The following is a 23,689-nucleotide window of genomic DNA, read 5'->3' on the forward strand; positions in this document are numbered from 1 at the left end:
AGCCCTTGATATAAAGCGGCTCTTAAGTGTCTGTAGGCCATTCAGCACTCGTTTTTGCTTTCACCAAAAAACTTAGAATCATCTCAAATAGATATAAGGGGACTTAGAGTGAACAAGTCGGAACTGATTGATGCTATCGCTGCATCCGCTGATATCCCGAAAGCTGCTGCTGGCCGTGCGCTGGACGCTGTAATCGAATCCGTCACTGGTGCCCTCAAGGCCGGCGACTCTGTAGTTCTGGTAGGTTTCGGTACTTTCTCCGTGACTGACCGTCCAGCTCGTATCGGTCGTAACCCACAGACCGGTAAGACTCTGGAAATCGCTGCTGCCAAAAAGCCAGGCTTCAAAGCCGGTAAAGCACTGAAAGAAGCTGTCAACTAAGCCTCACTCGGTTTTTTGCCTATCCGGGTCGGGGTCATGCCTGACCTGGCAGCGGGGCGGTAGTACGGGCGATTGGAATATTGCCTGGTATGCCGGGGATCGCGGGTTCGAGCCCCGTCCGCTCCGCCAGTTACGAGAAGGCGCATCCTCGGATGCGCCTTTCTTCTATCCGGATTCTACCCACGCTCCACGGTTGCCTAATTTTGAAGTTCAACCGTTTCTGGGGGACGCATGCTGCAAAATATCAGGGACAATTCACAAGGCTGGATTGCCAAGACTATTATCGGGGTCATCGTTGCACTGATGGCCTTGACCGGTGTCGATGCCATTTTCCAGGTCTCCAGTTCGAAAAACGAAGTGGCCAAGGTCAACGGTGAAGAAATCAGCCAGAACGAGCTGAGCCAGGCGGTTGATATGCAACGCCGCCAACTCATGCAACAGCTGGGCAAGGACTTCGACGCGTCCTTGCTGGATGAAAAAATGCTGCGCGAATCGGCCCTCAAAGGCCTGATCGATCGCAAACTGTTGCTGCAAGGCGCCCATGATTCGAAGTTCGCTTTCTCCGAAGCGGCTCTGGACCAGGTGATTCTGCTGACACCTGAATTCCAGGTCGATGGCAAGTTCAGTGCCGAGCGTTTTGACCAGGTGGTTCGTCAGTTGGGCTACAGCCGCCTGCAGTTCCGCGAGATGCTGGCTCAGGAAATGCTGATCGGCCAATTGCGTGCCGGCCTGGCAGGCAGCGGTTTTGTCACCGATGCCCAAGTGCTTGCCTTCGCCCGTCTGGAAAAACAGACCCGTGATTTCGCGACCCTGAACGTCAAGACTGATCCTGCCTCGGTCAAGCTGACCGATGCCGAGGTCAAGGCTTACTACGACGAGCACGCCAAGGAATTCATGACACCTGATCAGGTAGTCATCGACTATCTGGAATTGAAGAAGTCGTCCTTCTTCGACCAGGTCACCGTGAAAGACGAAGCGCTGCAGGATGCGTATCAGAAAGAAATCGCCAACCTGGCCGAACAACGCCGGGCTGCGCACATTCTGATCGAAGTCAACGACAAGGTGACCGAGGCGCAAGCCAAGGCCAAGATTGAAGAGGTGCAAGCGCGCCTGGCCAAGGGTGAAAGCTTCGAGGCCGCGGCCAAAGAGTTCTCCCAGGATCCGGGTTCGGCCGCCAATGGCGGTGACCTCGGTTACGCAGGCCCAGGTGTCTATGACCCGGACTTTGAAACAGCGCTGTACGCGTTGAACAAAGACCAGGTCTCGGCGCCGGTTCGCTCCAGCTTTGGTTACCACCTGATCAAGTTGCTGGGTGTTGAAGCGCCGCAAGTTCCGAGCTTCGCCAGCCTCAAGGACAAGCTGACGCGCGACCTGAAAACCCAACAGGTCGAACAACTGTTCGTCGAGGCGACCAAGCAACTGGAGGACTCCTCGTTCGAAGCCTCCGACCTGGCCCAGCCAGCAGCTGATCTGAAGCTGACCGTACACACTTCCGCGCCGTTTGGCCGTGAAGGTGGCGAAGGCGTTGCGGCCAACCGTGCCGTGATCGCTGCAGCGTTCAGTCCAGAAGTGTTGGATGAGGGTGCCAACAGCACCGCCATCGAACTGGATCCGGAAACCGTGATCGTGCTGCGCGCCAAAGAGCATCGCAAACCTGAGCAAATGCCTCTGGCCAGCGTTGATACCGTGATTCGTGCGCAATTGGTCAAGGAGCACGCCAGTGCTGCGGCCAAGACCAAGGCCGAGGAGCTGGTTACCGGCCTGCGCGACGGCAAGACCGCGATTGACAGCCTGGGCTGGAAAGTTACCGAAGCGGCCACCCGTGGTCAGGAAGGTATCGAACCTGCTGTGCTACAAGCCTTGTTCCGCATGCCCAAGCCTGCTGCCAAGGACAAGCCGAGCTTCGACAGCGTGACCCTGGCTGATGGCAGCCTGGTGATCGTGCGCCTCAATGGGGTGAACGAAGCTGCTGCGCCTACTGACGAGGAGAAGGCTGAGTACCGCCGCTTCCTCGCGTCCCGCGTCGGCCAGCAAGACTTTGCCGCCTACCGCAAGCAGTTGGAAAGCGAGGCCGACGTCAAGCGTTACTGATGCCTGACTGACGCGTAAAGCTGCAAACAAAAAACCCCGGCCACCAGGCCGGGGTTTTTTGTTGGCCGTCAATCAGCTCCGGGCGGGAAACCCATGCTGGCGGGCGTTGAAAACCACCAGCAGGCACAACAGCAGTAAGGCGCTGACCAGCCAGGGGAATGTCACTGCGCCCAGGTGCTCGAGCACCACGCCGCCGGCCAGGCCACCACCGGCCATCCCCAGGTTCCACATGGTCACCAGCATCGACTGTGCGGTATCCGCCGAGTCGCCGGCCGCTTTCGCCAGGGCGGTTTGCAGCAGGGTGCCCAGAGCGCCAAAGCCCAGGCCCCAGATGGCCACCGCGGCATAGATCAGCGGCGCCGACTCGCTGGCCGTCGCCATCAGCAGCGCCGCTACGATAAACAGCAAGCAACTGAGCAGCATCAGGGGGCGCAGCCAGCGGTCGATCAGCAGGCCGGCGATCCAGATACTCAAAAGCGCCGCGAGGCCAAACACTAGCAGCACCTGGTCAGTTTGCCCGGTGAGGCCGGCGGGCTCGAGGAATGGCGCAATGTAGGTGTACAGGATCGTGTGGGCCAGCACGTAGGCCAAAGTCACGAACAGCACCGCCTTCAAGCCGGGCAGGGCGATGACCTGGCGGAGCGGCAGGCGCTTGTCGGCGCTTTGTCCGGGGAAGTCCGGGACCTGCCAGCGGACCCAGGCGATCAGCGCCACGGTGATGACACTGATCAGGGCGAAGCTCGTGCGCCAACCCAGCATATTTCCCACATAGGTGCCCGCTGGAACGCCTAGGGACAGGGCCAGTGGTGCCCCCAACATGGCCACGGCGATTGCCCGTCCCTGCAGGTGAGGCGCCACCATGCGGCTGGCGTAACCGGCCAGCAGCGCCCAGAGCAACCCGGCGAAGACCCCGGCAAAAAAGCGCGCTACCAGGGTCAACCCGTAACTTTCGGACAGGGCGGTGACGCTGTTGACGATGCTGAACCCGGCAATGGCGATCAGCAGCAACGGACGGCGGCGCCAGCCCCGTGTGGCGATCACCAGCGGAATGGCTGCCAGCAACGAACCCACGGCATACAGCGTGACCAGTTGTCCGATCAGTCCGTGCGAGACATTCAGGCCCTCGCTCATGGGCAGCAGTAGGCCAGCGGGCAGGGCTTCGGTCATCACGGTGATGAAGCCGGCGATGGCCAGCGCCAGCAATCCCCCTAAGGGCAGGCGTTCGGCGCGCTCCGGCGCCACCGAGGGCAAGGGCGCGAGCAGTTCGGGTTCGTTCATGGGCATGAGGTCCGTTTCAGAGGGTGTGTAGATGGCGCCAAGGGTAGTGCGCTGCACGCTCTGGAAAAACAGGCTAAGGTTCCGAACTTATCGGACCTGGATGTCCGCAATGAGGGAATGGAAGAATGGATAGCCTGGGCAGTATCTCGGTGTTTGTGCAGGTCGCCGATGTTCGCAGCTTCACTGAAGCGGGGCGGGTACTGGGGATTTCGTCATCGGCGGTGGGCAAAAGCATCGCCCGCCTCGAAGAGCGGCTGACGGTACGCCTGTTTCATCGCAGCACCCGCAGCATCACCCTGACCGCCGAAGGCGCGTTGTACCTGGAGCGCTGCCGGCGCATCCTGGCGGAAGTCGAGGCGGCCGAGTTCGAGTTGTGCAGCGCCGCCAGCGCGCCGAAGGGCAAGCTCCGTATCAGCGTGCCCCAGGTGCACAGCCTGGTGATGCCGGTGCTTACCGAGTTCATGCAGCGCTACCCCGAGATCGAACTCGACATCGACCTCACGGACCGCATGGTGGACGTGGTCGAGGAGGGCTTCGACGCAGTGGTGCGTACCGGCAACCCCAAGGATTCACGCCTGATGGCCCGGGCCCTGGGGCGGTTTCGCCAGGTGCTGGTCGGTACGCCGGAATACTTTGCCGAGCATGGCACCCCGCATGTGCCCCAGGACCTGGCGACCCATGGCTGCCTGCGCCATACCTTTCATGCCAGCGGCAAACTCGAACCCTGGCCGTTGCACGGCGAGGAGGATGGCAGCGACCCAGTATTGACCACCCGCTTCATCAGCACCTCCATCGAAGCCTTGTTCCACGTCGTGCAGCAAGGCCTGGGGATTGCCTGCCTGCCGGACTTCATGGTGCGCGAGGCGGTGGCGCAGGGGCGTTTGGTGCGCGTGCTGGACACGCACCTGGAGCACCAGGGCACTTTCTGGATCCTCTGGCCGTCCAGCCGTTATGCGGCCGCCAAGGTCCGGGTGTTCATCGATCACCTGAGTGCGCGACTTTTTCCGCTAAACGATGGTCAGTAGAGGGGTCAGGTGTGCAACTCACTAATCCATGCGCCGTCACGGGGTGAACTGTTGCACAATACGCCCCGTACCGATTTCCTCAGGATGTTCAATGTTCACATCATTCCCCATGCGTACCGCGGGACTGGCGCTGGTGCTGGCTGCCGCAGCTGGTTGCGCGAAGGACCAGGCCATTTATGAGCATGAGAACTTCGACGACTCCGGAACCTTCTCGCGCAAGTATCCGGTGACCGACACCGCTTCCTGTGAAGCTGCTCGCCGGGCCTTGTTGAGCCAGGGCTACATCATCACCAGTTCCGATCCGAAACTGATCAGTGGCCACAAGAGCTTCCAGCAGACCGGCGACACCCACATGGAGATTAGTTTCAGCGTGGTCTGCGCCGAAGACAGCAGCCATCACGCGACCATGTTTGCCAACGCCTTGCAAGACCGCTACGCGTTGAAGAAGACCAACAACTCCGCCAGCCTCGGGGTAGGGGTGCTGGGGTCGGTATCGATGCCGATCGGCTCCTCCGACGATTCGATGGTCAAGGTTGCGAGTGAAACCGTCACCTCGGGTAAGTTCTATGAGCGCTTTTTTGCCCTGGTGGAATTGTTCCTGCCACCGGATGTAAAAAAGGCCGCCCATATCACCGAAAAACCCAAGACGGACCTCGGTGTACCAGAAGCCAAGCCCGCGCCAGTCACGCCGCCGCCTGCCGCACAACCTGCGCCAGAACCTGTGCCAGTGCCTGCCGCCGAACCCGTTGCCCCTGCGACGCCTGAGCCAGCGCCCACTGCGCCGGCGGCATCCGAACCGGTAGCACCACCGCCCGAAGCCGCACCGATCACGCCTGCGAATGTCATCGAGCCCGCCCCGCAGACCGTCCCGCAACCTGCGCTGGAGCCAACACTGGAACCCATGCCGCAAGCCTTGCCGCCAGTGATCTCACCCCCGGCCAACCCAGATTCGCTGCCCGCCCCGAGCGAGCCGATCACACCTATGCCGTCCTCCGGCCAGTAACCTGTCAGCCAGCGCTGCGGCCCCTGTGGGGTAACGCAGCCGGGCGCTTGACCTGCATCAAACTGCGCTATCCGGCGCCCATGATAAATTCTTCAGGGTCTGCTACGTTTTATTGGCAGGAGCCACCGTGTACCCGCGTCATTTTTCTTTCATGCGGGCACTTTATGCTGATGGCGTAGGTCATTGGTGCAACGGTTTTCGACACGACTAAAAGGGAATTCGCAATGGACGATTATCAAGAAGAGCTGCTGGAATATCAGGCATTCGAACTCGACCCGCTAGAGCCTGCGGACGACGCTACCGAGTTGTAGTGCAGCCGCTGCAAGTTACAGGTTGCGAGTTTGCGAGGGCTTCAGGCCGATTGCCGATGGCTGCGGCGAAACTCGCCGGGCGTCTGGCCGTTCCAGCGTTTGAAGGCGCGTTGAAAGGCTTCGGCCGAGGCAAACCCCAGCAAGTAGGCGATTTCGCCAAAGGCCAGTTCCGTGTCGCGGATATAGGTCATGGCCAGGTCGCGACGCGTGTCGTTGAGAATCGCGCGAAACTGCGTGCCCTCTTCAGCGAGCTTGCGGCGCAAGGTCCAGGTCGGCAACTTCAAGCGTGCCGCCACTTCTTCCAGGTCGGGTTCACGACCGCCATTGAGCAACGGCCCCAGTAGCTGCGTGATGCGTTCGCGCAGGCTCCGGGTGCGGGTCAATTGCTCCAGCTCCCGCTCACACAGCTGGAGCAGCAGGCGCCAGGTGCTGGGACAGTGCTCGGGGTTGCGTTGCGCCAGGCTGGCCTGGCTCAGGCGCAACTGGTTATGCTCGGCGCCAAACTGCAAGGCGCAGTCCCCCAGCACGGCATAGCGCTCGGCGTAGTCGGGTGCCAGGAATTCGATCTCGATGCGCTCGGCCCGCAGTGGTTGGGGGCAGAGACTTGAGAGTTGCTGCAACCAGCCGGCGATGATCGAGTCCACCACAAAACGGTTGTAGGCGTTGTACGGGCTGATGGAGTAGAACCGCAGCCAGGCCCCTTGGGTATCCTCATGGAAGCTCGACTGGCCGCGATAGTTGGAGCCATACAAGGCTTCGAAGCGAATCAGGCAGCGCGCCGCTTCGCGCACCGTCGGTGCCTGGGCGGCAGTGACCCCGGCCAGCCCCGCCTGACCCAACCGACTGAGCTGGCCCATGCGCAGGCCCAGGGCTGGGTCTCCCGTCATCTGGATGGCCGCGTGGCCCAGGCGCATGTAGCGCGGAATCGACAGCCGAGCGCCGGCCTCGGCCAGGCGCGCAGGGTCCAGGCCGTATTGCTCCAGCAGCGGTTGTGGATCGCAGCCGTGACTGCGCACGGCATCCGCCAGGCTATGGACAAAGCCGACGGACAGGTCCCCCAGGCGCATCGGCAGCGGCTTCATGGGTTACAACCAGATATTCAGCAAACGGGCACCGCGGGCTTCGCCATCGGCGAAGTGCTGGCCGTTGCTGCTGAGGAAGCTCTGGCCGGCGCTGCCCTGGTTCCAGAACTGGCCACGCAGGAACACGCTGACCCCGGCATTGGCCAGGCTGCTCGGCGGCTGTGCGGTCAGGGTCAGGCGGTGCCAGGCCTGGCCTTCGCTGAGTTCGCCGGGCTTGAGGCTGATTTCACTGGGAGTGGAGGGCCCCTGGTAACCGCGCCAGGGTTGATCCCAGGTACTGCGGCCGGTGACGAACGCCGGTACCGCGATCAATTCGGCACCTTGGTCGTTGAGCTTGCGGTAGTTGTCCGGGTACCAGCTGTCGTTGCCGATCAGCACTCCCAGGCGTCCGGCGGGCGTCTGGATCACGTTGACGGCCCGGTCGCCACTGGGCCGGATAAACTCTTGCTCGGTGAGGGTCGGGCTCAACTGCCGTTGCGGCTGGCCGATGGGCGCACCGTCCCGGCCAAACACCAGGCTGGTGTTGTACAGCGGACCCCGGCCAATGCTCAGGGCACCGTCTTTGACCGTCGGCTCCGGCAACACGATGCTGCCCGCGACCAGGGTAATGTCGAATTCCCGGGCCAGGCCGCCGAACAGCGCCTGGTACTGGCGGGCCATAATCTTGGCCTTCATGCGCAGGTGGGCATCCTCCAGGCGGCTGTCACCCTGGGCGCCGATCAGCGCCCGCAGGAACGGCAGGGGATTGCTCACCGCCAGCCAGTTCATGGCTTCCTCGAACGTGCTGGCCTGGTACAGCTCGTCCTTCTCGCCGCTGACCATCAACCAGGTGCCGATGTGCTCAGGCAGCACGACGATGGTCTTGGCGTTGAGCAGGCCTTGATCGCGCGCTTGCTGCAAGTAGGCCGCGAGCTTGCGGTGCAGGCGTTCGGGACTTTGATAGTCGGTGGGGAACAGCTCTGGCTGGATCCCCAGCAGGTTGCCCCGGTCACCGGGTACGCCCTGATCCACTGCGAGCTGGATGCGCAGGTCGGACAGGTAATGGCCCACCGGTCTTTCGGCGGTCCACATGGCGTAGGTGGTGAGGGCGGCGAGCAGGGCCATGGCGAATGTCAGGTAAAGAAGTTTGCGCATGAGAAAACTAAAGATCAGCCGTGTGCAGGGTTCGTCGACTAGGGTAGGCCCCATGCCGGCGAATGCCAAGGGGGGCTGCACATTTGGATCAGTAACTTGTCAGTTACGGTCATTGAGTGCAGGCGGGCCGGCTCTTAGTCTGTGACCCATAACCGATGGACGCCCAAGAGCGTTCGCACTTTTTCCGTGATCACTCGTTGTGGAGTTACCGATGGCCGCCGCTCACTACCCGCACCTGTTGGCCCCGCTGGACCTGGGTTTTACCACGTTGCGCAACCGCACCCTGATGGGTTCGATGCACACCGGGCTGGAAGAGAAACCGGGTGGTTTCGAGCGCATGGCGGCCTACTTTGCCGAGCGTGCCCGTGGCGGCGTTGGCCTGATGGTCACTGGCGGTATCGGTCCGAACGAAGAGGGCGGGGTGTACGGCGGCGCGGCCAAGCTGACCACCCTTGAAGAAGCGCTAAAACACCAGATCGTCACCCGTGCGGTGCATGAGGCCGGTGGCAAGATCTGCATGCAGATCCTCCACGCCGGGCGTTATGCCTACAGCCCGAAACAGGTGGCACCGAGCGCGATCCAGGCGCCGATCAACCCGTTCAAGCCCAAAGAGCTGGACGAGGAAGGTATCGAGAAACAGATCAGCGATTTCGTCACCTGCTCCGCCCTGGCGCAAACCGCCGAATACGACGGCGTCGAGATCATGGGCTCGGAAGGTTATTTCATTAACCAGTTCCTCGCCGCCCACACCAACCACCGTACCGACCGCTGGGGTGGCGCCTACGAAAACCGCATGCGCCTGCCGGTGGAAATCGTGCGCCGCGTGCGTGAAGCTGTCGGCCCGAACTTCATCATCATCTTCCGCCTGTCGATGCTCGACCTGGTGGAAGGCGGCAGCACCTGGGAAGAAATCGTGCAGTTGGCCAAGGCCATCGAGCAGGCTGGTGCAACGATCATCAACACCGGGATCGGCTGGCACGAAGCGCGGATTCCAACCATCGCCACCAAGGTGCCGCGTGCAGCCTTCAGCAAGGTCACCGCCAAGTTGCGGGGTTCGGTGGGTATTCCGCTGATCACTACCAACCGCATCAACACCCCGGAAGTCGCCGAGCAGATCCTCGCCGAAGGCGATGCCGACATGGTCTCGATGGCACGGCCGTTCCTCGCCGACCCGGAGTTCGTCAACAAGGCGGCTGCCGGGCGTGGCGATGAAATCAACACCTGCATCGGCTGCAACCAGGCCTGCCTGGACCACACCTTCGGCGGTAAGCTGACCTCCTGCCTGGTCAACCCGCGTGCCTGCCACGAAACCGAACTCAATTACCTGCCGGTGCAGCAGATCAAGAAGATCGCCGTGGTCGGCGCCGGGCCTGCGGGGCTGGCGGCCGCCACTGTTGCCGCCGAGCGCGGGCACCAGGTGACGCTGTTCGATTCGGCCAGCGAAATCGGCGGTCAGTTCAACGTCGCCAAACGTGTGCCGGGCAAGGAAGAGTTCTTCGAAACCCTGCGCTACTTCAACCGCAAGTTGCAGACCAGCCATGTCGAGCTGTGCCTGAATACTCGGGTCGATGTGCCACAACTGGTCGCCGGCGGCTACGACGAAGTGATCCTGGCCACTGGTATCGCGCCACGGCTGCCGGCGATTCCCGGCATCGACAATGCCAAGGTGCTGAGCTACCTGGATGTGATTCTGCAGCGCAAGCCGGTCGGTAAAAAAGTCGCGGTAATCGGCGCCGGCGGTATCGGTTTCGACGTGTCGGAATTCCTCGTGCACCAGGGTGTGTCCACCAGTCAGGACCGCGAAGCCTTTTGGAAGGAGTGGGGCATCGACACTCACCTGCAAGCGCGCGGTGGCGTGGCCGGCATCAAGGCCGAGCCGCATGCCCCGGCCCGCGAGGTGTTCCTGCTGCAACGCAAGAAATCCAAGGTCGGCGACGGCCTGGGCAAGACCACCGGCTGGATTCACCGCACCGGTCTGAAGAACAAGCAGGTGCAGATGCTCAACAGCGTCGAGTACCTGAAGATCGACGACGCCGGCTTGCACATTCGCATTGGTGAGACTGGCGAGCCGCAACTGTTGCCGGTGGACAACATTGTGATCTGCGCCGGCCAGGACCCGCTGCGTGAACTGTATGACGGCCTGCTGGCCGCTGGGCAGAACGTGCACCTGATCGGCGGTGCGGACGTGGCGGCGGAGCTCGATGCCAAGCGCGCGATCAACCAGGGATCGCGTCTGGCGGCTGAGCTCTAAGCCAACCCACGTTGGCCCTGTAGCAGCTGTCGAGCCCGCGAGGCTGCGTTCGAGGACGCAGTCCTCGCCGGGTTGGCGTGGGTCCTTGGCGCCTGCTTCGCAGCCGAACGCAGCCTCGCAGGCTCGGCAGCTGCTACGAGGTGCATGGCTGGTAGACTGACGTTCCACTTCTGGTGAACGATGTTGCCGATGTTTTGCGTACCTGCCGATTGGTCTCCCCGCGCTCCCCTCGAACCCCTGCACCTGGACTGGCTCGACCGTGCCGGTGTCGAGGTCGCGGTGCTGCGCCTGGACCTGATCGACCCGCTGATCTGTGGCAACAAGTGGTTCAAGCTGATGGATCACCTCCGGCTCGCCAGCGAGGCGGGAGCACAGGGCGTCATCAGCCTGGGCGGTGCCTGGTCCAATCACCTGCACGCCCTGGCGGCGGCCGGCAAGCGATTTGGCTTTGCCACCGTCGGTCTGTTGCGCGGGCATCCCCAGTCCAATGCCACGGTGCAAGACCTGCAGGCGTTCGGCATGCACCTGCACTGGCTGGGTTACGGCGGCTATCGAGCCCGGCATGAACCTGGGTTCTGGCAGCCGTGGTTGGCGCAGTACCCGGGGTTTGCGCCAATCCCCGAGGGCGGTGGCGGCTTGGCGGGTGCGCGGGGTTGCGGGCAACTGCTGGACCTGGTCGCTGAGCAGTTGCCTGGCCTGGGCTGGACCGATCACCACGGTTGGTGGCTGGCCTGCGGGACCGGTACCACCCTGGCGGGCCTGGTACTGGCCGAGGCGGGCAAGCATGCGGTGCAGGGTGTGTTGGCGGTGCCGGACGACCACGGTGTGGCCGGACAGGTCGCAGCGATCCTGGCGCAGGGCGGCTGGTCAGGTGGCGACTATCGGCTGATCGATGGCAGCCGTGGCGGTTTTGCCAAGGTCGACCCGGTGCTCCTGGCGTTCATCGAGGCCACCGAGCAGGCCAGTGGTCTGCCGCTGGAGCCGCTGTACACCGGCAAGGCCTTGCTGGCGCTCAAGCAACAGGTCGAGGCGGGGCACGTGGCCCCCGGCACACGCTGGATCTTTGTGCACACCGGCGGCTTGCAGGGCCGCCGGGGATTTACCTCCCAGGCAGGTGGTTAACCGCGCTTGGGCATCATCCGTAGCAGGGTGTTGTCGCGGTAGAAATAATGGTGCGCCAGTCCGGCCACGGCATGCAGGCCGATCAGCCAGTAACCGATGGTGCCCCCCAGCACGTGCCAGCCTTCGATCTGCTTGGCCAGCTCCTTGTCTTCGCCGATCAGCATTGGCAGGTCGATGCCATAGAACATCACTTGATGGCCTGCGGCGCTGGTGATCAGCCAGCCGAGAATCGGCATGCCGATCATGAATACATACAGCGCGACGTGCATCAGGGTCGCCAGCAGGCTTTGCCAGCGCGGTGGAGTGGGTACGATTTTCGGTGCCACCCCCAGGCTGCGGGCGAACAGGCGCAACCAGACCAGGACGAACACGGTCAGGCCGAGCATGAAGTGCGCTTCCTTGATCAGAGTCCGACCGCCACTGCCTTTGGGAAAGATCCCCCGCAGTTCGATGGTGGCGTACACCGCGATCAGCAGCACCAGCATCAACCAGTGCAGCGCGATCGATACGCTGCTGTAGCGTGAGACAGAGTTCTTCCAGGGCATAGGGTTTTTTCCTCACTGTTCAGGTCACGAATCTCCATTCTTGTGCGACGGAGTGCCTTCACTGTAATCCTGTTAGCGGGAAATTGCCTGAGCCAGGTCAGGCTTTTGTCCTACGTAGAGCGCTCTGTCACAGGGCTTTACCCAAAAAAAAGCGCCAGCCCCGGTCAAGGGCTGGCGCTTTGTCGGGCGCGAGGGTGATCAGCTGCTTTGTGGCATCTCACCCTGGGCCAGGCGTTTGTTGATGTCGGCGATCACCTGCGGCAGGTCGGTGATGGTGTCGATCATGTAGTGCGGGCGCGAACCTTCGAACAGGCGATGAATGCGCTCGCGCTCGATAGCCAGGGTGTCGCTGCCCAGGGCGCGATAGCCCTCGTACGTCAGGCCCAGCGCGTTGCCGGAGCAGATCAGGGCGACGGTCCACATCCCGGCGCTTCGGCCTTCGAGGATCCCGGGTACGGTGTCATCGATCTTCACGCAGGCGGCGACGTCGTTGATGCCCAGGGCGATGACGTTGGCCAGGGCCTGGGCCGGCCATGGGCGACCGTTGGGCACTTCGTCGGTGGCGACCACGTGATCGGCGATGTAGCCGTTGGTGGCTGCCAGCTCGACCACCTTGTCCATCACCTGTTTCGGATAGCCGGAGCAGGAACCGATCTTGATGCCTTGCTGGCGCAGGTTGGCAATGGTCTCCAGGGCGCCAGGGATCAGCGCCGAGTGCTCGGCGATCTTTTCGATCTGCAGCGGCATGAAACGTTGATAGATGGCGGTCACGTCATCGTCGGTCGGGGTGCGGCCAAACACCTTGCGATAACGCTCGGCCACTTGTGGCTGGTCACACAGGGTGCGGATGTGGTCCCACTTGCCCATGCCCATCGGTCCACGGGCTTCTTCGATGGAGACCTGCACGTCGAATTCGGCGAACGCCTCGACAAAGATCTGGGTCGGCGCGAACGAGCCGAAGTCGACTACGGTGCCGGCCCAGTCGAGGATGGCGGCTTGCAGTTGAGTTGGGTTGTTGTAGTTCATGGTTTGCGAATCCTGTATTTGGGAAATAGTGAACCCTGCAGCAGCTGGCGTAGCCTGCGTCCGGCTGAGCACTGAACAGTCAGATGTCGAGCACTTCCATCTCGCGCAAGACCTCGGCCACGGCGGCCACTGCGGCGCGCATCTCGGCCTGGTTGACGTGACCGATGCAGCCGACGCGGAAGGTTTCGACCTGGGTCAACTTGCCCGGGTAGAGGATGAAACCCTTGGCCTTGACCCGTTCGTAGAACTCCTTGAATTGATAGCGTGGGTCCTGCGGGGCGTGAAAGGTGACGATGATCGGCGCCTGGATGGCCGTCGGCAGGAAGCTGCGCAAGCCAAGCCTGGCCATTTCTTCGAGCAGCACCTGGCAGTTGTCGGCGTAGCGTTGGTGGCGAACCGCCAAGCCGCCTTCTTCGTTGTATTGCAGCAGGGCTTCGTGGAGCGCCGCGACCACGTGGGTCGGCGGGGTGAAGCGCCACTGGCCGGTCTTGGCCATATAGCTGTGCTGGTCGAACAGGTCCATGGCCAGCGAATGGGAGTTGCCGGCCGCATTGGCCAGGGCGTCCTTGTTGGCGAAGACAAAACCCATGCCGGGCACGCCTTCCAGGCACTTGCCGCTGGCGGCGATCAGCGCGTCGAAGGGCACTTGCCGGGCGTCGATCGGTAGCGCACCAAACGAACTCATGGCGTCGATGATCAGGCGTTTGCCGTGCTCGGCAATGACCTGGGCAATCTCTGCCAGCGGGTTGAGAATCCCGGTGCTGGTTTCGCAGTGGATCAGCGCAACGTGGGTGATGCTGGTGTCGGCCCGCAGCAGGCGGTCGACGTCGGCGGCGGTGGTCGGCTCGTCTTCAGCGGTTTCGAAGGTGCTGAACGAGCGGCCCAGGTATTCACAGATTTTCGCCAGGCGCTTGCCGTACGCGCCGTTGATCAGCACCAGCACTTTACCGTCGCGGGGCACCAGGGTGCCGATCGCCGCTTCGACGGCGAAGGTCCCGCTGCCTTGCAGGGGCACGCAGTGGTGGCTGTCGGCGCCGTTGACGATGCTCAGCAGTTGTTCGCAGAGGCTGGCGGTCAGTTGGTTGAAGCGGTCATCCCATGAACCCCAGTCGACCATCATCGCCTGGCGGGTGCGGGCCGAAGTCGTCAGTGGGCCGGGGGTGAGCAGGATGGGTTCGGCAGTGCTCATTCGCGTGTCCTCGTTATCGATGGGATGAAGCTACGGGAGATAAATTGCAATTTGCCGCGCCATCAATCAAATTGTTTGTTGTTATGCCAATCATCAGTAAGGCTTATTCATGAACCTGTTCCAGCTGCGCGCATTCGATGCGGTGGCCCGTGAGGGCAGCTTTACCCGGGCCGCTGCCCGTCTGTTCATCAGCCAGCCGGCAGTCACCGGGCACATCAAGGCGCTGGAGGAGCACTACCAGATCACGCTGCTGCGGCGCACCGCACGGCGGGTCGAACTGACGGAGGAGGGCACCAAGCTGGCGGCGATCACCCGGGCGATGTTCGGCCTGGCCGAAGAAGCCCAGGTGATGCTCGAGGCCAACCGGCAGTTGCTGACCGGGCGCCTGGAAGTGGCGGCGGACGGGCCGCACATGGTCATGCCGATGCTCGCCAGCCTGCGGGCGCGCTACCCGGGCATCACGGTCAACCTGCGCTTGGGCAACGCCCAGGAAACCCTCGCGGCGCTGCTGTCCGAGCACGCCGACGTGGCGGTCCTGACCGAAGTCGAGCCGCGCAAGGGCCTGCACCTGCAAGCCCTGAGCGAGTCGCGCATCTGCGCGCTGGTGCCCGCCGGTCACCCCTGGTCGAGCCTGGACCAGGGCATCAGCCTTGAGGCGCTGGACCAGGTGATCATGGTCCTGCGGGAGCCGAGTTCGATCACCCGCCGTACCTTCGATGAGGCCTGCAGCCAGGCGCGGATCACCCCTCGGGTGCTGCTGGAACTGGACAGCCGCGAAGCGGTGACCGAGGCGGTGGCGGCGGAACTTGGGGTCGGGGTGGTGTCGTCGGTCGAGGTCAGTCACGACCCGCGGGTGCGCGCGGTGCCGATCATCGGTGAGGGGCTGGTCAATCGGCACTTGATCGGCTGCATGGAGCGGCGCCGGGACCTGCGTCTGATCCAGGCGTTTTTTGCCCTGGCGCCCGCCTGATGGAATGTGGCGCGTCTACCGCTAGCAGGCTCACATTGATGGAGCTGAGTGGATGTCCCCCAAATCTGCGAACACCCAGAGCCACTGTGGGAGCGGGCTTGCCCGCGATGGGGCCGGACCTGCCTACTCCAGGCTCTCACGCACCATCTGCAAAAACGTCGCCACTACGCGCCGAGAACTCTGTTCGCGCAGGCACACCAGGGTTTCGGTCAGGCGCCGGGTGCAATCGATAATCGGTAGAGCGCAAACCCGGGAGTCGGCGCCGAACTCGGCGGCCGAGACCACGCCCACGCCAATCCCGACCACTACGGCTTCCCGTGCGGCCTCACGGCCCTCCACCTGGATCGCCGGGCGAATGCGCAGGCCGGCCCGGGCCATTTCTTCTTCCAGGGTCTGGCGGGTCACCGAACCGATTTCGCGTAATACCAGCGGAGTGTCGTCCAGGTCCGCCAGGCAGATCGATTCGCGGTCGGCCCAGGGGTGGCTGCGGGAAACGAATGCCACCATCGGGTCGTTGCGCAGCGGTAGTGTCAGCAGGCGCGCATCGCTGACGTCCCGTCCGAGCAAGGCCAGGTCAGCCTGATAGTTGAACAGGCGAAACAGTGATTCGTCGGTGTTGCCGGTTTCGATCTTCACGCTGATGCCGGGATAGCGCTCGCAGAACCGGGCGATTTGCGGCAGCACGTGGACCGGGGCATCCACCGCCAGGATCAGGCTGCCGGTCTGCAGTGCCTGGGAGTCGTGCAGCAGTTCCTGGGCCTCGGCTTCGATCACGAACAGGCGTTGTGTGATGCTCAACAGGCGCTCACCCAGGTCGGTCAGGCGCACTGAGCGCTTGTTGCGATGAAACAACAACACACCAAAACGCTCTTCGAGTTTGCGCACCTGGTCGGAGATTGCCGGCTGAGTCAGGAACAAGCGTTCGGCGGCTTTGGTGAAGCTGCCGTGTTTGGCCACGGCATGGAAAGCTTTGAGCTGGGCGTGGGATACCGACATCGCGTGACCTCTTACAGGCTGAGCGTATATTTGAAATACGATAAATCGATTTCTCTTATTCAACAGTAACTGTTTTTATCGTACCTAGCCCCGCAGGCCGGTCAGTCGACCCACGGCGGTGGCCATGATCCTGACGCGCATGGAACATCTCGAGACAGGGATGGAGCAGGACTCATCTGACCGGTAACGCCCGCCCTCCAAGGGGCCCTGGCGCAGTGCTGAACAATAAAAATACAGGAGTTTGGCTTTCGGAATCTGCCGGCACACTCACACCCTGAGGTCAGATCCACCATGCAAAAGCACATCGGCACCCTCAAGCGTTGGCGCGTGCAAATCTTCGCCATTACCTGGCTCGCCTACGCGGCCTTCTACTTCACTCGCAAAGCGTTCTCCGTGGCCAAGCTGGGGATCGGTGAAGACCCTACCTTTCACCTCGACAAAATGGCCATGGCCAACCTCGACGGGCTCTACCTGGCAGCCTATGCCGTCGGCCAGTTCACCTGGGGCATCCTCGCCGATCGCTATGGGCCGCGGGTGGTGGTGTTCGGCGGATTGTTGATCTCAGCCTTGGCGGCGTTGGTGATGGGCACCTTTGCCACCTTGCCGATCTTCGCTACCTGCATGCTCATCCAGGGCCTGGCGCAGGCCACCGGGTGGTCCGGTCTGTGCAAGAATCTCGGCAGTTTCTACCCCGCCGAACAACGCGGCCGGGTGCTGGGCCTGTGGAGTTCGTGCTACGCCTTTGGCGGCCTGGTGGCTTCGCCTTTTGTCGGCTGGTGGGCCTATACCTTGGTGGGCAGTTGGCATACGGCGTTCATTTCCAGTGCCGCGGTGGTGGCAGTAGTGGCGCTGCTGTTTTTTATCTTTCAGCGCAACCAGCCTGAAGACGTCGGCTTGCCGGCAGTGGAGCCGCAGCCGCAACTGACAGCTGCCGAGGCAGATGCGCAAAGCCGGATCAGTATGTGGGCGCCGCTGCGCGAAATCCTGCGCAACCGCACGGTGCTGACCCTGGGCCTGGCGTACTTCATGCTCAAGCCAGCGCGTTACGCGATTCTGTTGTGGGGACCAGTGATCGTCTTCGAGCAAATGCCCTCCGTGGGCAAGGTGGGGGCAGCGATCATCCCCACCGCGTTCGAGCTGGCGGGGTTGCTGGGGCCGATCATGATAGGCCTGGCCTCGGACAAACTGTTCGGTGCGCGGCGCTTGCCGGCCTGCGTCCTGAGCCTGCTGGCCCTGACCGTGTCGCTGGCGCTGTTCATGGGCGCCTTGCAGACCGGTAGCGTGTTGCTGGTAGTGGCCTTGTTGTTTGTCATGGGCCTGACCCTGTACGGACCGGACTCGATGATCAGCGGTGCGGCCGCGATTGACTTCGGCACCGCCAAGGCCGGCGCCACCGCCGCTGGTTTCGTCAACGGCTGCGGTTCGGTCGGGGCGATCCTCGGCGGCCTGCTGCCCGGCTACTTCGATACGGTCACGGTGTTCATCGTGTTTGCCGGTTGCGCGTTGTTTTCCGCCCTGGTGCTGATCCCTCACTGGAACAGCCGCCCGGCAGGGCTGCAACCTAACCGTGCGCTTGTGCCCACAGTGCCGGTAACGATTTAGCCACTGCACAGCTGATTGCTCCCTGCCGCCGCTCTTAGCCTGACCGGGGCGCCTTGCCGGCGTGGGGCAGCAACCAGTCGAACAACAGTTGGTTGTGCCCCGTGCGTGCAGACGGGCTGGTGGGCCTGGCACTCTCAATGAAGCTCAGGCGTTGCTCGCTGTTCCAGTGTTGCTGGAAGTACTCGGCCAGCGCCACGCATTGCCCGGGATAGAGCAGGCACAGTTGGTCCGGGGTGCGGACGAACTCGCAGGCTAGCTGTTTTTTCTGCGCCGGTGAAAGCGCCAGGTTGCCCGACGCCAGGCTGGTGCCCTGCATGACCACGTCGCTGCGATCCAGGCCGCTCAACTCCTTGAGGCCGGGGCGTGGCATACGCACGATGTACCAGTTGGCGTGGGCCAGGCGGTCGGTGGTCGCGGGCGGGCGTTCGAACAGCGAGATCTCACCGCTCCAGCCGCTGTGCTGGGGCTGAGGTAGCCCGGGTTGTTCGAGGGGGTCCACGCTAGGGGTGGGTGTGGGGCTGAACAGTGGGCCGGCCAAGGTGATGCTGTCTGCAGTCAGGTGCAGCACGTTGCCATTGGCGCAGAGGCTGATAGGTTGTTCTTCATCGTGCCGGGTTGGGCCATTGCGCACCGCGCCGCGGTCGGTGGCATACAACACCGGTCGATCGGGATCGCCATCAAGGAAGCTGACCTGGACTTCGCTGCCGCCTGCGGGCACCTGCGTGGCGGCAGCGGCCACCTGGACCCTGGGCAACCAAATCCCCGAGGGCGCGTCACCCGCTGTCTGCTCAGGCCACAACCGGACCTCCACCCGACCCAGTGCGTCGAGCACTGCTGGCTCTGCCACCCGACCGATTTGCTGGCCGTGGATGCGCGGCTTGGGGTGCTTGAGCGCCGGGCGGAATTCGCTGGACCAGGGAATGGCGGTGAATTGATTGCGGTAGTGGCTCGCGCAGCCTTGGTGCTCGACCTCGCAGAGCAACCACTGGTCATTGAACACCGCGACAGGATGGCCACTGACTTGCAGGATGCCGCCACTGCACAGATCCGGCTGGGTACTATGCCCCTGGACTTGCCGGTGCGGGCACCGCAGCCGTTCGAGCTCGCGCCGGCTCAACTGGAGCTGGTGCTGCTGGGTCAGGGTTGCCCGGGCTGTGGCCTGGGCGATTTGATTGGCGGCGTCTGCCGGCGCGGGGCGCGACTCCTGTGGTTCGCCCCGTGGCTGAACGCTGTGGCGCGGCGCGGAGTCGAGCGGGCTGTGACATTGAAACAACTGGCTGATCACCGGCTGGTCGGCACTGGGCGCAAAGGCGGTCTCTAGCGGGTGCTGGGTGAAGCTGGCGCTGTCCTCGGCGAACACCAGTACATGTCGCTCGTGCTGGTGTTCAAAGTGAAAGTGGATGCCTTCCTCTTCACACAGCCGATGCAGCAGGTGCAGGTCGGTTTCGTCGTACTGGATGCACAGCGCCCGCGGTGGGTACTCGCCATGGTGCAGCTCGAAGCGGTAACTGTCGGCGGGCAGGTTGTGCTCTTCGAGCAACTGGTGCAGCAGTTGTGGCACGCTCAACTCACGCCGCACACGCCGTCGTGGCGTTTGCTCCAGGGCTACCAGGCGAGGTACCAGGGTCAGACGATAAGTGATCTGCTGTGCGCTTGCCTCGATCAGAGCGGCGCACTGGACGATCCCGTGGCGACCGCAATCCGCACCCAGGCTGAGGTAGGCCGGCTGGTGCAGCCACTGCTCCAGCCGAATCGCCGGTGCGGGGCCGAGCAATTCGATCTCCAGTTGGTACAGCTGGTTGAGGGCTTCGTGCCCTTTGAACTGACGCACCGCAAAACTCAAGGCGAGCTCGGGGAGGGTCAGGGTTGGGCTCAGGCCCGGGGGGCTTTCCATGTCGTTGTGCATCACACACCCTTGTGCCTTGAAGTTCGGGACATCGAGGGTACGAAACACTGAGGGTTAATAGTCAGCCCCTAAGCGCATTTCAGAAAACCCCTACAAGCGCTTGTGGTGATGTCGCTCATCCACTGCAGTTTTTGGTCGATTGCCAACTTTTTGCCGTATAAACTTGCGCAAAGCGTCGGCCAATAGATGTCTCGGCGCCACAGATCAAGAGAGTGAGTTATGGGCGCACAGTGGAAGGTTAAACACAAAGAAGCGGCAGCCAACGCCAAGGGGAAAATCTTCGGCAAGCTGGTGAAGGAAATCACCATTGCTGCGCGTAACGGTGCCGATACCGCAACCAACGCGCATTTGCGCCTGGTGGTGGAACAGGCCAAGAAGGCCTCGATGCCTCGTGAAACCCTGGAACGGGCGATCAAGAAGGGTTCGGGTCAACTGGGTGAGACCGTGCAGTACCACCGTGTGACCTACGAAGGGTTTGCCCCGCACCAGGTACCGCTGATCGTTGAGTGCGTGACCGACAATATCAACCGCACCGTGGCGGAAATCCGCGTGGCGTTCCGCAAGGGGCAGTTGGGGGCTTCCGGTTCCGTGGCTTGGGACTTCGACCACGTGGGCATGATCGAGGCATCGCCGGACACCCCGGACGCCGATCCGGAGATGGCTGCAATCGAAGCCGGTGCCCAGGATTTCGAACCCGCCGAAGACGGCGCGACCCTGTTCATCACCGAAGCCACCGACCTCGATTCGGTGCAGAAAGCCTTGCCGGAGCAGGGTTTCACCGTGTTGTCGGCAAAACTGGGCTACAAGCCGAAGAACCCGGTCAGCGGCTTGACTGACGCGCAGATGGAAGAAGTCGAAGCGTTCCTTGAAGGCCTGGACAACCACGATGACGTGCAGGACATGTTTGTCGGGTTGGCGGGTTGATCTGATTCGCCAGTGACACCGTCATCGCGAGCAGGCTCGCTCCCACATTAGATCGCGTCCGACCAGGCAACTCGGTCAACTGTGGGAGCGAGCCTGCTCGCTATTGACCGCGCAGCGGTCACAGACTTTCCAATTGCTCCACGACTTCGTTGAACCCGGGCCGTGCCAGCACTTGGGGCTGACAGCACTGGCGCTGCAACCTCTCCAGTACCTCGCGTCGTGCGGCACTCAGGCCGGAGTCGATCCGCGCCAGTAACTCCCCCAGCAGAATCCCGAAGGCGCGCACTTCGATGCGTTGCAGTGCGCGGGTTTCCAGGGTCTCGGCGCGGGCATGGAAGGACGCTGCGCCGAAGTCCCCCAGCAGGCAGTCGCCCTGATCGTTATACAAAGTGTTGTGGCCATACAGGTCGCCGTGGGTGATGCCCTGTCGATGCAGGTGCGCAGCGGCCGAGGCGATGCCGCGGGCGATGTTCAATGCCACTTCGGCGCTAAAGCGCGTGTCGGGCTCATACACGTCGCGGCTGCAGGAATCCAGGCTGGGCAAGGCGGCCAGGTTGCGATAACTGCGGTCGATCAGCCCCATCACCAGGCCGGCCTGTTGCTGTGGATGGTCGACGATGCGCCCCAGCACGCTGATCAGCTGCGGATGAGTGCCGGCGCTGAGGCAGGCGTTCATCTCATGCAGGGGCGAACCGTCGCTGGTCATCGAGCCTTTGTAGAGTTTCACCGCGACCTCGCGCTCCGGCAGTGATGGCGGCTGCCACCGTGCCTGATGAATCACCCCCGAAGCGCCTTCGCCCAGGCGCTGCTGCAGCTGCAATTGCGCCCAGGGGATGTGTGCGGTGGCGGCCAGCGCGCTGGCATCGGCCTCGGTTTCCAGCGGGTTGCCGGCATACGCCAGCCAGGCCAGGGACGGCAAGGTCAGCAACCACTGGGGCAGTTCGCTGAGTTGGTTTTCGGCAATGCGGATCAATTCCAGCCGATGGCACTGGCCCAGGCTGGCGGGCAGGCTGCGCAGCCGGTTGCCGGCGAGCATGAGTTTTTGCAGCAGGGGGCGTTGCCCCAGTTCGCTGGGCAATTGCTCCAGTTCATTGTCGGTCAGGATCAACCAGCGCAACTGTGGCGGCAGCGCCGTGGCCGGGACCCGCTGCAGGCGATTGCTCTTGCAGCCGATCATGCTCAGTTGCTGGCATTGACCCAGGCTGGCCGGCAGTTCGCGCAAGAGATTGTTCGAGCAGAACAGCACCCGCAAGTGGCGCAGTCGGTGCAGGTCGTCCGGCAATTGGCGCAAGGCGTTGCCGCTGAGGTTGAGCACCTCCAGCGAGTCCGCCAGGCTGTAAATTTCCTCGGGAAACTCCTCCAGGCCGCACGACAGGTCCAGTCGTTTGATCCCGGCCAACTCGCCGGATCGCAGTTGTGCAAGGGTATGCATGAACACATCCAGTCAATGGAAGAGAGGGCGGCGTCGAGCCTGCAAACGTTGGAATGATAACGGTAAACGTCCGGGTCTGGCGGCTAGAACTTCAGCGTTTGCTGGATGACCTGGGTAGCCGGGTCGCGGGCTTCGCTGACCATCGCATAGTTGTAGCCGGCCCCTGACCAGTATTGCGCCTGCAATTCTCCGTCGCTGCGACTGCCTTTGGGGAGCAGGTAGTTCCGCGGGCCGGGCGGGCGGATGTAGAAGCTGATCTTGCGCCCGCCTTGGTCTTCATACATCACCATGGCCGCCGGGCCCTGGTCGGTGCTCAGCAATCGTGCACTGACCGGCTGGAAACCCGCGTTGGCGAGGTCCGGCAGGCGGTTGGCGCGGGCAAAATAATGATCGAGCCAGCCCTGCATGTCGCCGTCATCGCTGACCCGATAGTCGGCCGGCAGCAGGCCTTGCTGGGCGAACATCCGGTACGCCTGCATCGCGTCAGTCATCGGCAGGGTGCCACCGCTGAGCGTCATTTGCCGTGCTTGCCAGCCACCCAGGCCGCCGACACTGACTGCGATCAGCAGTAGGGCGGCGCTGGTCAGGTAGCGCCGGGCCTGGCGCTTGCGGCGTTGGCGAATCAGCCCCGGGTCGAGGTCGGGGTTGTCCGGTTGTTGCAAGGCGCCGCCCAGGGCTGCCCGCAGTTGCTGGGCGTCCTGCTGCCAGGCGCGTACCTGCCCGGCCATCTGCGGATTGGCCGCCAGGTACGTCTCCACCAGGCGCCGGTCGGCATCGTTGAGCTGATGGTCGACGTAGGCGTGCAGGTCATTGACGCTGGGCGGCATGCTGATCATTTGAGTCTCCGCAGGGAAGGGCTACTGATTTCACCGTCGCTGAGCAGACGCAAAGCCTGGCGCGCCCGGGACAGACGAGACATCACGGTGCCGGTCGGGACCCCGAGGATCTCGGCGACCTCTTTATAACTCAAGCCCTCCACCGAAACCCAGAGCAACAGCGCCCGCTGCTCGGTGGGCAACCGGTCGAAGGCTTCCAGGGTGGTCTGCGCAATCACTGTGCGCTCCAGCGAAGGCTGCGGCTCGTCGCGGCCGGTGAAAAACTCAAGCATCCGCGCATAACGCCGGGAGCGGCGATGGGCGTCGAGAAACTGCCGGTACAGAATCGCAAACAGCCAGGCCCGCAGATCGCCCTCCGGGTGTTTGCTGCCCCAACTCGACAGCGCACGCTCCAGGCACGACTGCACCAGATCGTCGGCGCTGCTGGAATTGCGGGTTAGCGAGACCGCAAAGCGACGCAGCCTGGGGATCAGTTCACGTAACTGTTCGTCGAGAGGGTTCATGGTGGGCGGGCCAGTCACTACGCTTGGGACCAGAGAGACGCTTGGCAGTGGAGGTTATTCCCGTGGCGCAGAAATAAACACC

At 62.8% G+C, this 23,689-nt stretch carries 20 protein-coding genes; 9 read left to right on the forward strand and 11 right to left on the reverse strand.

What is annotated here, in order from left to right; genetic code table 11:
• The first annotated feature begins 108 nt into the window (after positions 1-108).
• Together QMK50_RS22895 and QMK50_RS22900 are read left to right on the forward strand one after the other, a co-directional pair.
• Positions 109-381, forward strand: a complete 273-nt coding sequence (locus tag QMK50_RS22895; RefSeq protein ID WP_002552737.1) for an HU family DNA-binding protein — start codon at positions 109-111, stop codon at positions 379-381.
• A gap of 231 nt (positions 382-612) precedes the next feature.
• Complete coding sequence (locus QMK50_RS22900) at positions 613-2,472, forward strand: SurA N-terminal domain-containing protein (RefSeq protein WP_320334032.1); 1,860 nt, start codon at positions 613-615, stop codon at positions 2,470-2,472.
• A 72-nt stretch (positions 2,473-2,544) separates the two neighbouring features.
• On the opposite strand, the gene QMK50_RS22905 is transcribed toward QMK50_RS22900, so the two are convergent.
• Entirely contained in the window at positions 2,545-3,750 is a 1,206-nt protein-coding gene (locus QMK50_RS22905; RefSeq protein WP_320334033.1) for an MFS transporter, read from the reverse strand.
• A 125-nt stretch (positions 3,751-3,875) separates the two neighbouring features.
• Between QMK50_RS22905 and QMK50_RS22910 the strand changes: the two genes are divergently transcribed.
• Positions 3,876-4,775, forward strand: coding sequence for a LysR substrate-binding domain-containing protein (locus QMK50_RS22910; protein WP_320334034.1), 900 nt, complete (start codon positions 3,876-3,878; stop codon positions 4,773-4,775).
• Positions 4,776-4,866: 91 nt separating this feature from the next.
• The gene (locus QMK50_RS22915) at positions 4,867-5,778 is read left to right on the forward strand and encodes a DUF2242 domain-containing protein (RefSeq protein ID WP_320334035.1); all 912 of its coding nucleotides are present in this window, start codon (positions 4,867-4,869) and stop codon (positions 5,776-5,778) included.
• Positions 5,779-6,130: 352 nt separating this feature from the next.
• On the opposite strand, the gene QMK50_RS22920 is transcribed toward QMK50_RS22915, so the two are convergent.
• Both QMK50_RS22920 and QMK50_RS22925 read right to left on the reverse strand, forming a co-directional pair.
• Positions 6,131-7,171: an AraC family transcriptional regulator gene (locus tag QMK50_RS22920; RefSeq protein WP_095167808.1), complete on the reverse strand. Its 1,041-nt coding sequence runs from the start codon at positions 7,169-7,171 to the stop codon at positions 6,131-6,133.
• 3 nt (positions 7,172-7,174) lie between these two features.
• The gene (locus tag QMK50_RS22925) at positions 7,175-8,305 is read right to left on the reverse strand and encodes a carbon-nitrogen hydrolase family protein (RefSeq protein ID WP_320334036.1); all 1,131 of its coding nucleotides are present in this window, start codon (positions 8,303-8,305) and stop codon (positions 7,175-7,177) included.
• Positions 8,306-8,516: 211 nt separating this feature from the next.
• On the opposite strand from QMK50_RS22925, the gene QMK50_RS22930 reads away from it, so the two are divergent.
• Together QMK50_RS22930 and QMK50_RS22935 are read left to right on the forward strand one after the other, a co-directional pair.
• Positions 8,517-10,556 carry an NADPH-dependent 2,4-dienoyl-CoA reductase gene (locus QMK50_RS22930; protein ID WP_320334037.1) on the forward strand — a complete coding sequence of 680 codons (2,040 nt, stop codon included), beginning with the start codon at positions 8,517-8,519 and terminating at the stop codon, positions 10,554-10,556.
• Between the two features lie 189 nt (positions 10,557-10,745).
• Positions 10,746-11,678: a 1-aminocyclopropane-1-carboxylate deaminase/D-cysteine desulfhydrase gene (locus tag QMK50_RS22935; protein WP_159994603.1), complete on the forward strand. Its 933-nt coding sequence runs from the start codon at positions 10,746-10,748 to the stop codon at positions 11,676-11,678.
• Here the strand turns inward: QMK50_RS22935 and QMK50_RS22940 are convergent.
• The 3 genes from QMK50_RS22940 to QMK50_RS22950 form a co-directional block, all read right to left on the reverse strand.
• On the reverse strand, positions 11,675-12,223 hold the full coding sequence (locus QMK50_RS22940) for a cytochrome b (protein WP_320334038.1): 549 nt from the start codon (positions 12,221-12,223) through the stop codon (positions 11,675-11,677). The two genes, QMK50_RS22935 and QMK50_RS22940, sit on opposite strands and share 4 nt — an antisense overlap.
• A 198-nt stretch (positions 12,224-12,421) precedes the next feature.
• Complete coding sequence (gene phnX, locus QMK50_RS22945) at positions 12,422-13,249, reverse strand: phosphonoacetaldehyde hydrolase (RefSeq protein WP_095167817.1); 828 nt, start codon at positions 13,247-13,249, stop codon at positions 12,422-12,424.
• 79 nt (positions 13,250-13,328) lie between these two features.
• Positions 13,329-14,438 (reverse strand): 2-aminoethylphosphonate--pyruvate transaminase, encoded by a 1,110-nt coding sequence (locus tag QMK50_RS22950; RefSeq protein ID WP_095167819.1) that lies wholly within the window; start codon positions 14,436-14,438, stop codon positions 13,329-13,331.
• Positions 14,439-14,547: 109 nt separating this feature from the next.
• On the opposite strand from QMK50_RS22950, the gene QMK50_RS22955 reads away from it, so the two are divergent.
• On the forward strand, positions 14,548-15,408 hold the full coding sequence (locus QMK50_RS22955; protein ID WP_159994607.1) for a LysR substrate-binding domain-containing protein: 861 nt from the start codon (positions 14,548-14,550) through the stop codon (positions 15,406-15,408).
• Positions 15,409-15,531: 123 nt separating this feature from the next.
• Here QMK50_RS22955 and QMK50_RS22960 read toward each other — a convergent pair whose 3' ends face one another.
• Positions 15,532-16,404, reverse strand: a complete 873-nt coding sequence (locus tag QMK50_RS22960) for a LysR family transcriptional regulator (RefSeq protein ID WP_095167822.1) — start codon at positions 16,402-16,404, stop codon at positions 15,532-15,534.
• A gap of 291 nt (positions 16,405-16,695) precedes the next feature.
• On the opposite strand from QMK50_RS22960, the gene QMK50_RS22965 reads away from it, so the two are divergent.
• Positions 16,696-18,006: an MFS transporter gene (locus QMK50_RS22965; RefSeq protein ID WP_320334039.1), complete on the forward strand. Its 1,311-nt coding sequence runs from the start codon at positions 16,696-16,698 to the stop codon at positions 18,004-18,006.
• 34 nt (positions 18,007-18,040) lie between these two features.
• Here QMK50_RS22965 and QMK50_RS22970 read toward each other — a convergent pair whose 3' ends face one another.
• Entirely contained in the window at positions 18,041-19,900 is a 1,860-nt protein-coding gene (locus tag QMK50_RS22970; protein ID WP_320334040.1) for a type VI secretion system Vgr family protein, read from the reverse strand.
• 231 nt (positions 19,901-20,131) lie between these two features.
• Here QMK50_RS22970 and QMK50_RS22975 point away from each other — a divergent pair, with 231 nt between their 5' ends.
• A complete protein-coding gene (locus tag QMK50_RS22975) occupies positions 20,132-20,836 on the forward strand; it encodes a YebC/PmpR family DNA-binding transcriptional regulator (RefSeq protein ID WP_095167828.1) in 705 nt (234 codons plus the stop codon).
• Positions 20,837-20,954: 118 nt separating this feature from the next.
• Here QMK50_RS22975 and QMK50_RS22980 read toward each other — a convergent pair whose 3' ends face one another.
• The 3 genes from QMK50_RS22980 to QMK50_RS22990 form a co-directional block, all read right to left on the reverse strand.
• Positions 20,955-22,268 carry a leucine-rich repeat-containing protein kinase family protein gene (locus tag QMK50_RS22980; protein WP_320334041.1) on the reverse strand — a complete coding sequence of 438 codons (1,314 nt, stop codon included), beginning with the start codon at positions 22,266-22,268 and terminating at the stop codon, positions 20,955-20,957.
• 83 nt (positions 22,269-22,351) lie between these two features.
• Positions 22,352-23,104, reverse strand: a complete 753-nt coding sequence (locus tag QMK50_RS22985) for an anti-sigma factor (protein ID WP_320334042.1) — start codon at positions 23,102-23,104, stop codon at positions 22,352-22,354.
• Complete coding sequence (locus tag QMK50_RS22990; RefSeq protein WP_320334043.1) at positions 23,101-23,607, reverse strand: sigma-70 family RNA polymerase sigma factor; 507 nt, start codon at positions 23,605-23,607, stop codon at positions 23,101-23,103. Before QMK50_RS22990 ends, QMK50_RS22985 begins: the two co-directional genes overlap by 4 nt.
• Between the last annotated feature and the right edge of the window lie 82 nt (positions 23,608-23,689).

It is taken from the genome of Pseudomonas sp. P5_152 (assembly GCF_033989915.1).
Taxonomy (GTDB): Bacteria; Pseudomonadota; Gammaproteobacteria; order Pseudomonadales; family Pseudomonadaceae; genus Aquipseudomonas.

What these genes read in the sequence shown, in the direction of transcription:
- QMK50_RS22900 (WP_320334032.1), top strand. Translation starts at nt 613, where the DNA reads ATGCTGCAAAATATCAGGGACAATTCACAAGGCTGGATTGCCAAGACT.
- QMK50_RS22905 (WP_320334033.1), bottom strand. Translation starts at nt 3,750, where the DNA reads ATGAACGAACCCGAACTGCTCGCGCCCTTGCCCTCGGTGGCGCCGGAG.
- QMK50_RS22910 (WP_320334034.1), top strand. Translation starts at nt 3,876, where the DNA reads ATGGATAGCCTGGGCAGTATCTCGGTGTTTGTGCAGGTCGCCGATGTT.
- QMK50_RS22915 (WP_320334035.1), top strand. Translation starts at nt 4,867, where the DNA reads ATGTTCACATCATTCCCCATGCGTACCGCGGGACTGGCGCTGGTGCTG.
- QMK50_RS22920 (WP_095167808.1), bottom strand. Translation starts at nt 7,171, where the DNA reads ATGAAGCCGCTGCCGATGCGCCTGGGGGACCTGTCCGTCGGCTTTGTC.
- QMK50_RS22925 (WP_320334036.1), bottom strand. Translation starts at nt 8,305, where the DNA reads ATGCGCAAACTTCTTTACCTGACATTCGCCATGGCCCTGCTCGCCGCC.
- QMK50_RS22930 (WP_320334037.1), top strand. Translation starts at nt 8,517, where the DNA reads ATGGCCGCCGCTCACTACCCGCACCTGTTGGCCCCGCTGGACCTGGGT.
- QMK50_RS22935 (WP_159994603.1), top strand. Translation starts at nt 10,746, where the DNA reads ATGTTTTGCGTACCTGCCGATTGGTCTCCCCGCGCTCCCCTCGAACCC.
- QMK50_RS22940 (WP_320334038.1), bottom strand. Translation starts at nt 12,223, where the DNA reads ATGCCCTGGAAGAACTCTGTCTCACGCTACAGCAGCGTATCGATCGCG.
- phnX (WP_095167817.1), bottom strand. Translation starts at nt 13,249, where the DNA reads ATGAACTACAACAACCCAACTCAACTGCAAGCCGCCATCCTCGACTGG.
- QMK50_RS22950 (WP_095167819.1), bottom strand. Translation starts at nt 14,438, where the DNA reads ATGAGCACTGCCGAACCCATCCTGCTCACCCCCGGCCCACTGACGACT.
- QMK50_RS22955 (WP_159994607.1), top strand. Translation starts at nt 14,548, where the DNA reads ATGAACCTGTTCCAGCTGCGCGCATTCGATGCGGTGGCCCGTGAGGGC.
- QMK50_RS22960 (WP_095167822.1), bottom strand. Translation starts at nt 16,404, where the DNA reads ATGTCGGTATCCCACGCCCAGCTCAAAGCTTTCCATGCCGTGGCCAAA.
- QMK50_RS22965 (WP_320334039.1), top strand. Translation starts at nt 16,696, where the DNA reads ATGCAAAAGCACATCGGCACCCTCAAGCGTTGGCGCGTGCAAATCTTC.
- QMK50_RS22970 (WP_320334040.1), bottom strand. Translation starts at nt 19,900, where the DNA reads ATGGAAAGCCCCCCGGGCCTGAGCCCAACCCTGACCCTCCCCGAGCTC.
- QMK50_RS22975 (WP_095167828.1), top strand. Translation starts at nt 20,132, where the DNA reads ATGGGCGCACAGTGGAAGGTTAAACACAAAGAAGCGGCAGCCAACGCC.
- QMK50_RS22980 (WP_320334041.1), bottom strand. Translation starts at nt 22,268, where the DNA reads ATGCATACCCTTGCACAACTGCGATCCGGCGAGTTGGCCGGGATCAAA.
- QMK50_RS22985 (WP_320334042.1), bottom strand. Translation starts at nt 23,104, where the DNA reads ATGATCAGCATGCCGCCCAGCGTCAATGACCTGCACGCCTACGTCGAC.
- QMK50_RS22990 (WP_320334043.1), bottom strand. Translation starts at nt 23,607, where the DNA reads ATGAACCCTCTCGACGAACAGTTACGTGAACTGATCCCCAGGCTGCGT.